Raw genomic sequence first — 3,068 nt, forward strand, 5'->3', positions numbered from 1 at the left:
TAATCCCGTAACTTCGGTTATACCTACCGTTCTACGCAATTTACAAGACCAATGAAAATCATATTTAACGACAGCGTAATAGATAATAAAATAGTCGAACCAGACTATGAATCTGAATTTAATTCTGCGAAAGAAAACGGATTTGAAACAGAACTGTTCAGCTTTGAGGAACTAGAAGATGGAAATATAAATAACTCTCTGAAATTCATTAAAAATTGCGAAAAAATAGAATTAGGAATTTATCGAGGTTGGATGATGACACCGAAAATTTACGAACAGTTTTACAATGAACTTTTAAAAAAGAATATTAAGTTGGTTAACAATCCAACGGAATACAAACATTGTCATTATTTACCAGAATCTTATGATAAAATAATTGACGAAACACCAAAATCGAATTGGACTAAAGACATTTCCGAAAACAGTATTTTAGAGTTGTCAACTGAATTTGGAAATAAGCCGATAATTGTAAAAGATTTTGTGAAATCAGAAAAACATAATTGGAATGACGCTTGTTTTATTCCAAACGCATCTGACAAAAATAAAGTTCTAGAAATAGTCAATCGATTTCTAGAATTGCGAGGGGATTATTTGAACAAGGGAATTGTTTTCCGAGAGTTTATAGAACTAGAATTTCTAACTGAACACTCGAAAAGCAAAATGCCATTAACTAAAGAATTTAGAATTGTTTTCTTAAATAAAAAAGTTGTTCAAATTTTCAATTATTGGGACGAGGGAAATTATGATTCTGAAAAACCTGATATTGATTTCTTCCAAAATATTGCAGAGAACATACAAAGCAATTTCTTTACAATGGATGTTGCTAAAAAGAAAAATGGAGGTTGGATAATAATGGAATTAGGAGATGGACAAGTTGCTGGACTTCCAGACAATGCGAATAGGAATAAATATTATAACGAACTGAATAAAAACTGCGTAGAACACCGTGTATAATTCATTGCTAGTTCTAGCCTACTTGGAAATTCCTTCGGAATTTCCTCTGGTTCGTTTTAGTTTACTAATTTAGTTGCTGAAACACGCAACGAAATCATACACAAACACGTTGTAACGCATTTGAAAACAAACTAAATGGCAATACCGAAACACGATGAAATTAGAGTTCCAGTAATGGAATTATTAACAAAAAACGGAACGATGAAACTTCGTGATTTCATTGAACCATTATCTGAACATTTTGGACTAACTGATGAAGAGGTTAACGAAATGTATCCTTCTGGAAATGGACATATTTTTTATGACAGAATTTCTTGGGCATTAAGCTATTTAAATATGGCTGGACTTTTAGATAAACCAAAACGTGGAATGTACAAAATCAACGAATCTGGAATTGAATTATTAAAAACTCCAAAAAAGGTTGACAAATACATTGAGCAACAGCTTGAAAAAAGAGAACCAACAAGACAAAAGAAAAAAACGACAGAAGAACAACTAACTATTGACGATTCATCATCTGAATTAACTCCTCAAGAAAAATTGTATTCTTCGTTTTCAAATATCAGAAAATCTGTTTACACAGAAATTTTAAATACCATTTTAACGAAAACACCAACTGCATTTGAGAAATTAGTTGTTTTATTACTTCAAAAAATGGGTTATGGCGGAGAAATTGAAAACTCTGGTCTTGTAACAAAAGTATCGAATGATGGCGGAATTGATGGCATTATTAAAGAAGACGTTCTTGGACTTGGACGTATTCATATTCAAGCTAAAAGATATAAAATAGACAGTTCAATTGGACGTGAAGAAATACAAAAATTTGTCGGAGCTTTAGCAGTTGCACAATCGAATAAAGGAGTATTTATCACAACATCTTATTATTCAAAAGGAGCTATCGAATATGCAAATAACTTAAATGGTTCGACAACTTTAGTTCTAATAGACGGAAAACAACTTGCAGAATATATCTATGATTATGGACTCGGAATGCAAGTTGAGCAAACAATAGAAATCAAAAAATTAGATGCCGATTTTTGGGATTCAATGAAAGATGATGAATAAAAAACGCGTTACAACAATGTATAACCGCAATTACGGCGGATTCGACTACGTCCGAATCCACTCCCAATTGCTAATGTCTGTGATAAGCCGAAAAACATTAACTTTAATCCCGTAACTTCGGTTATACCTACCGTTAGCAAACATATGACCAACCAATGAAATTTATCAAAACATTCATATTTTTTATTCTATTCATAAGTTGCTCTGACAAAAAAGCTGAAATCAACACATCGGAATTTGACAAAGTTTTAGGCAAAGAGAATATCAAGACTTTGAACTTCCTTGTTTCCGATTTTGAAAATGACTTTCTAAAAAGACAATATCCGAATTTGGATACTGAAAATGCCTATCGACAGTTTTTAACCGAATTGCGTGATGAAAAAACTGAAAACTGGAAAAGCATATCCGAAAAGGCTAGGAATAAATTTAAAGTAAGTGATTTGAGGCTTGAAATCTATGAATTTCCAGACTCGGTTTGGATTTTAAAGAATAGTACTTTTGACAAAATAGAATCGGATTCTTTAAACTTTTTGGAAAGCCCAATTCCTTACGTTAAATCGAGATATAAATACACAAATCCTGACGGAACAACTGAATACTCTTACTCTAGAAGTTATGGAGAAAACATATCGGAATTTGATTATGATTCTATTATAAACCGTGAAATGAACTCACCGAATTTTAATTATATCGGTAAATATTTACAAGCATTGGAATCGATTAAAGACAAAGGAGAATTTCATAAAGAATTTTATGAGACAAAGAAAAACGCTGGATTTCTATTTCCAGAATCGACTGCAAGAGTTATGCTGAATTACGACATTGATTTAAACGATAAACTAAATAGGAAAATAATTGTGCTTGAACTAGCATATTGAAAATGAATAAAATACGTTTGCTAACAACGTATATAATCCATTGCTAGTTAAAGCCTACTTACGAAAATCCTTGCGGATTTTCTATTCGGTTTTTATTTGCTAAATTAGTTGCTTACACACGCAACGCATCATATACAAACCCGTTGTACCACATATAAACAAAACATTGAA

Annotated in this window: 3 protein-coding genes; all 3 read left to right on the forward strand. The window is 31.7% G+C overall.

The window, feature by feature from the left end:
- The first annotated feature begins 51 nt into the window (after positions 1–51).
- The 3 genes from KLA_RS16985 (at position 52) to KLA_RS16995 (ending at position 2,897) form a co-directional block, all read left to right on the forward strand.
- On the forward strand, positions 52–954 hold the full coding sequence (locus KLA_RS16985; RefSeq protein WP_034647319.1) for an ATP-grasp domain-containing protein: 903 nt from the start codon (positions 52–54) through the stop codon (positions 952–954).
- Positions 955–1,089: 135 nt separating this feature from the next.
- On the forward strand, positions 1,090–2,019 hold the full coding sequence (locus tag KLA_RS16990; protein ID WP_034647320.1) for a restriction endonuclease: 930 nt from the start codon (positions 1,090–1,092) through the stop codon (positions 2,017–2,019).
- A 155-nt stretch (positions 2,020–2,174) separates the two neighbouring features.
- The gene (locus KLA_RS16995; protein ID WP_034647321.1) at positions 2,175–2,897 is read left to right on the forward strand and encodes a hypothetical protein; all 723 of its coding nucleotides are present in this window, start codon (positions 2,175–2,177) and stop codon (positions 2,895–2,897) included.
- Positions 2,898–3,068 lie beyond the last annotated feature (171 nt).

Origin of the sequence: Cellulophaga geojensis KL-A, from assembly GCF_000568425.1 — a bacterium.
Taxonomy (GTDB): Bacteria; Bacteroidota; Bacteroidia; order Flavobacteriales; family Flavobacteriaceae; genus Cellulophaga; species Cellulophaga lytica.